Source organism: Methanobrevibacter sp., from assembly GCF_045120835.1.
Classification (GTDB): Archaea; Methanobacteriota; Methanobacteria; order Methanobacteriales; family Methanobacteriaceae; genus Methanocatella.
In genome coordinates this window covers 1-5,180 of sequence record NZ_JBGVFE010000073.1, presented here as the reverse complement: position 1 = coordinate 5,180, position 5,180 = coordinate 1, and the positions used below count along the sequence as shown (strand labels likewise).

Annotated in this window: 6 protein-coding genes; 4 read left to right on the top strand and 2 right to left on the bottom strand. The window is 36.9% G+C overall.

The annotated features are described in order from the left end of the window. Nucleotides 1-85 precede the first annotated feature (85 nt). Nucleotides 86-547 carry a MarR family winged helix-turn-helix transcriptional regulator gene (locus ACJMLO_RS06895; protein ID WP_405295233.1) on the top strand — a complete coding sequence of 154 codons (462 nt, stop codon included), beginning with the start codon at nt 86-88 and terminating at the stop codon, nt 545-547. Here the strand turns inward: ACJMLO_RS06895 and ACJMLO_RS06890 are convergent. After that, nucleotides 544-681, bottom strand: a complete 138-nt coding sequence (locus ACJMLO_RS06890; RefSeq protein WP_405295231.1) for a hypothetical protein — start codon at nt 679-681, stop codon at nt 544-546. The genes ACJMLO_RS06895 and ACJMLO_RS06890 overlap by 4 nt on opposite strands. Before the next feature lie 121 nt (nt 682-802). On the opposite strand from ACJMLO_RS06890, the gene ACJMLO_RS06885 reads away from it, so the two are divergent. Next, nucleotides 803-2,056: a tripartite tricarboxylate transporter permease gene (locus ACJMLO_RS06885; protein ID WP_405295229.1), complete on the top strand. Its 1,254-nt coding sequence runs from the start codon at nt 803-805 to the stop codon at nt 2,054-2,056. Between the two features lie 58 nt (nt 2,057-2,114). Here ACJMLO_RS06885 and ACJMLO_RS06880 read toward each other — a convergent pair whose 3' ends face one another. Next, nucleotides 2,115-2,888, bottom strand: coding sequence for an SAM-dependent methyltransferase (locus tag ACJMLO_RS06880; RefSeq protein ID WP_405295227.1), 774 nt, complete (start codon nt 2,886-2,888; stop codon nt 2,115-2,117). Nucleotides 2,889-3,147: 259 nt separating this feature from the next. On the opposite strand from ACJMLO_RS06880, the gene ACJMLO_RS06875 reads away from it, so the two are divergent. After that, on the top strand, nt 3,148-4,572 hold the full coding sequence (locus tag ACJMLO_RS06875) for a CpaF family protein (protein ID WP_405295225.1): 1,425 nt from the start codon (nt 3,148-3,150) through the stop codon (nt 4,570-4,572). Between the two features lie 4 nt (nt 4,573-4,576). Continuing rightward, a partial coding sequence (locus ACJMLO_RS06870; protein WP_405295223.1) for a type II secretion system F family protein occupies nt 4,577-5,180 on the top strand: 604 nt, incomplete at its 3' end.

Below are 5,180 nucleotides of genomic sequence, written 5' to 3'. Positions count from 1 at the left end.
AATTGCCAAAATGATGATGAGTTTTCTTTTCATGTTAATAAGTTGTTACAAATACTATTTAAAGATTAATGGAAAATATATTATTATGATTGAGTATGACGACATAATTAAAACATCCCCTTTTCTTGTAAATCATTTGATTACATTAATTAAAACTCATGATTTCTACATGAACAAGCATATCAAAAGCGGAACCGATATCCTGCCTAGCCAATACTACATGCTGCTATTTTTATACTATGAAATGGGTACAAATCAATCCGATATCGCAAAGGCATGTCTTATGGACAGAAGCGGAGTTTCAAGAGCATTTAAAGACTTTGAAGAAAAAGGTTTGATTACACGAGAAATTGATGAGACAAACAAAAGAGCATACAAGATCACTTTAACTAAAAAAGGCATAGAAACCTCTGAATTTTTAATCGAAAAAGAAAAAGAATGGGACGATATGATTTGTGAAGATTTAAATATCACCCGTGACGAACTGCTTGAACTGCTCTCCAGAACCTCAATGAAATCACTGGAATTTAACCGTGAAAGATTCTAGCCATATCCTTCAGATTCAGGATAATCATCGTTTTCATAGTCGTCTCCACATTCATAATAGCCACAATAGTATGAAGAATCATTTCCGGAAAGTGAATACGATTCATTCATAATTGCCAGTAAGCAATATTGCATAGAGATTGCACCTTTACAGAACAAGGAAATTCCATTAAATAACTTCAATTTTATAAAATAAGATAAATCTGACGATATAACTTCAACAAGCTTTAAATTAAAGTTTATACAATTAATAGTTATGATAGAATTAGTTATAGCTTGTTTTATAGGCATATTAATCGGAACAACAACTGGCATGATACCTGGCATACATGTGAATACGGCCGGAGCAATACTTTTTGCTTCATCAACTTTCCTATTGACGATTGTATCTCCCGAATTTTTATGTGTGCTCATGGTTTCAATGTCAATAGCCCATGCTCTTATCGAATTTGTACCCTCAATGCTTTTGGGAGTGCCTCAGGAGGGAACTGCAACCTCAATCCTTCCAGGCCACAGAATGGTATTGCAGGGGAGATCAAAAGAAGTAATCAGAATAGTGTCTGTCGGAGGATTTGGAGCAATTATTGTGACCATACTAATGCTTCCGATATTTGCAATAGCCCTTCCAGTACTTCATGACGTCACAAAGCCATTCACATGGATGATACTCCTGGTCGCCTCAATTTATTTGACATACAGCCTAACAGCAAATTTCAGAGATTTCCTCTGGTCACTGCTTCTGTTCACATTGTCGGGAATTTTAGGCTGGATTATCTTCCAGACCCCAATTTCATCGGGAACAACATTAATGTGCATCTTTTCGGGACTGTTCGGAATAAGCACAATACTGTTCAGCCTGAACGACTCTTCAACAATACCCCACCAAAACCCTTTCTATGAACTCAATATTGATTATGAAAAATTTAAAAGCATTTTTGCCGGAGGAATAACAGGAGCAATACTTGGATTTTTGCCTGGATTTGGACCCGCCCAGGGAACTGTAATAGCTCAAGCCGTCAGCGGAGCAAACGACAATAACGATGACGATACCGTGAACTTTCTGCTTGCAACTTCAGGACTGAACATTTCAGACTGCCTTTTTTCATTGATAGCAATCTATATCATCGGAAATCCTCGAAGCGGAATAGCGGTTTACATGTCCTATCTGATTTTTGAAATGGGTTTGAATCACCTTGCAATCTTTATATTTGCATCCCTGATAGCAGTTTCCATTTCGCTGGTACTGTGCTTAAAATTAGGAGATTCATTTTCTAGACTTATGGGAGGAGTGGACTATAAAAAACTGTCGATTGGAGTGATTTTGCTTCAGATTGTGATATTGTATCTGTTTATTTTTTATTACAAGGCCCCTGTCTTTTACATGACTCTGGCTTTGATAACCTCAACTGCATTGGGAATGCTTCCCCACTACATTGGAGTTGGGAAATCTCATCTGATGGGAGTTTTGATTATTCCTGCAATTGTCATTTACTTGCAGATGTTTGTCTAAGGTGAAAAATCTGAATAGAAAAATCAACATATATTTATACTGGAACAACAAGAAATAGCTAGATAATCACAACATTATCTGCTATCCTTTCTGCTTTTTTTGTAATGTCTTCTATATCCATTCCAGGAAATGCATCAATCACACACAAATCTGTTTTATCGATGTTTAGCTCTTCAAATGCCTCATTGCGAATTTCAAAATCCTCCACAACATCATTGATTTCAAGATTTTTCTTTAATGCTTCAATCATTTCGGGATTGACATCATTGAAAATTACTTTTTCAAATCCGTACTTGATCAGATATATCCCCAATGCTCCAAGGCCGCACATTGCGTCAACTGCACTGCCAGTATTGACATCATTGTTCTTTAAATAGTTATGCAGTCTGACCAGCTTATCTTCTGTGGTCATTGCTACTTCAATGTGATGCCTGGACTGATTTTTAACCAGAACGATCTTTTCCTGAAGCAATGTCCTCATGACATTAATCTGCTCATCATCCCCCTCAAGAATCTCAAAGTGATTAATTGAAGAATCCTTATCGAATTGGCCAACTGTGCTTTGGGGACTTCCTTTAAGGACACATTTGACCTCCGGCACTTCATTGATAAGTCTTGATGCAACCCCTACAGTAAAATCCGGATGAAGCAATATCAAAGTATCTTCACCAATAAATTGCGAGTTTAAACTGCTATAATAAAATCCTGACAATGGAACCGGAGAATTTCGCCTTAATGTGGCATTTTCAGGCACAATATCCTCTTCAATCATGATTTTAAGGATATGACTCATGACTATATCCAATGGCCTTTTTCCACATTCACATTTCATATACTCTCCGTCGAGAGTTTCAAGGTCGATTACATCCTTTAGCGGTGAAAACTTCTTAATCTGGACATCACTACATTTTTCACATTCTTCAAGAGATTTGATTTTCTCATCAATATCTATGATAAAATCACCTCAAAATTGCTTTTCAGTTAAAATATTGTTTAATATCCCTAATAATGCTTTCAAAAGTAATAAAAACTATATAAATTAGTATTACTAATTACATAGTATACTAAAAAATCGCCATTGGTGAGAAAATATGAATAATGAAATTTTACCACAATATGAAGTAATAAAGCAGGAATACAGTCCTGAAGAAAAAATCCTTCTAGGAGAAATGCGCGAAAACTTGGTTGACCTAGCCATATCAACTGGCGAAAATTACCAAGTCAGCGAAGAGAAGCTATTATCTGACATTAAGCATTTTTTATTTTTAAGGTTAAGTGAACCAAATCAAGATAATGACATCCCAAATGAATATTTGGACCGACTGTCTGGGAAGTTCCTCAGGGATATTATCGGATATGGCCAAATCGATCCTCTGATTCAGGATGACGAACTTGAAGAGATTATGATAATCGCAACAGACAAGCCGGTTTTTGTCTATCACAGAAAATATGGCATGATGAAAACCAATCTCGAATTTAAAGATGCTCAAGAGATTCGTGACTTGATTGACTCAATTGCAAGACAAATAAACCGAAGAATAGATCAGGAATCTCCGATTTTAGACGGGAGACTGATTGACGGGTCAAGAATAAACGCCACAATTCCTCCCGTATCCCCAGACGGTCCTTCACTTACCATACGTAAGTTCAGAAGAGATCCACTAACAATAATTGATTTGATTAACTCAAGGACAATTTCACTGGATTTGGCAGGATTCCTCTGGCTGTGCATTGACGGGCTTGGAGTCAAATCCGCAAACGCAATAATATCCGGAGGAACAAGTTCCGGAAAGACAACTACATTAAATGCACTTTCAGCATTCATAAATCCAAATGAAAGAATAATTACAATTGAAGATACCTTAGAGCTTCAGATTCCTCACGAGCATGTCATTCGAATGGAAACAAGACCTGCAAATGTTGAAGGAAAAGGAGAACTGACCATGAATGACCTGGTTAAAAATTCCCTAAGGCAGCGCCCAGACAGAATAATCGTTGGAGAGGTAAGGGCGGATGAGGCAATAACTCTTTTTACTGCTCTGAATACAGGACATTCAGGTTTTGGAACGCTGCACTCAAATGATGCAAGAGAAACAATAACAAGACTGACTAATGAACCGATGTCAGTTCCGGAAATTATGATACAGGCAATCGATTTCATCATAATGCAGAACAGAATTTACACTCCATCGGGAATCTCATTTAGAAGAATCAGTGAAGTCGCCGAAGTTGTCGGGATGGAAGAGGGCACCGTCCAGCTGAACAAAATATTTCAGTGGAATCCCGAAAGGGACACTATCGAAAACATCAGCATAACAAGCAACACCCTCCAGCAAATAGCCAATTTAAGCGGAAAGACAATCACCGAACTGAAGAGTGAAATCGAAAACAGAAAAATAGTTTTAAAACATATGATAAATCAGCAGATCCGCTCTGTCGATGATGTAAATAGCGTCATAGAGTTATATTACAAAAATCCTCAAAAAGTTTTAAACAGAATTATTTTAAACGGGTGATTTAATGTTAAACAGCTTTTTTATATTTATCGGAGAGATTGTCCTGTCCACAATGGATTTTTTTAAAAACATCTCATTTAAAAATATTGAACTGAAAAAAGAAAATAATGGAATCGATTCCGCAATACTTTCAAAACTGGATTTGAATCTAGAAAGCACCCCCACAAAACATGAAACAAGATTTGATGAAATAAGGGACTTCCTAGTGAAAATTCTCCTAAAAAGACAGATAATTTTGCTGCTGTTTATAGGATTGATTCTTATTGCATTGTTTACAAGTTTGGAGATAAGTGCAATGTATCTTGTAATAATCTTAATGAGTTATCTTTTCGCGCTTCATTATCCGCAAATGAAGGAGAAAAGAGGATACTATGATTTGAACCAAGAGCTTCCCTATGCATTGAGGCATATGAGCATTGAGCTAAAAGCCGGAAGAGGGCTGCATGACTCACTAGCGACAATTAGAAATGCAGATTACGGATCGCTTTCCCGTGAATTCAACAGAGTCCTGGAAGAGGTGAAATTTGGTAAAGCGACAGAAGATTCCCTGCTTGAAATGGCTCATAGGGTGAAGTCAGAAGGCCTTACAAGGGCAATTCATCAAATTG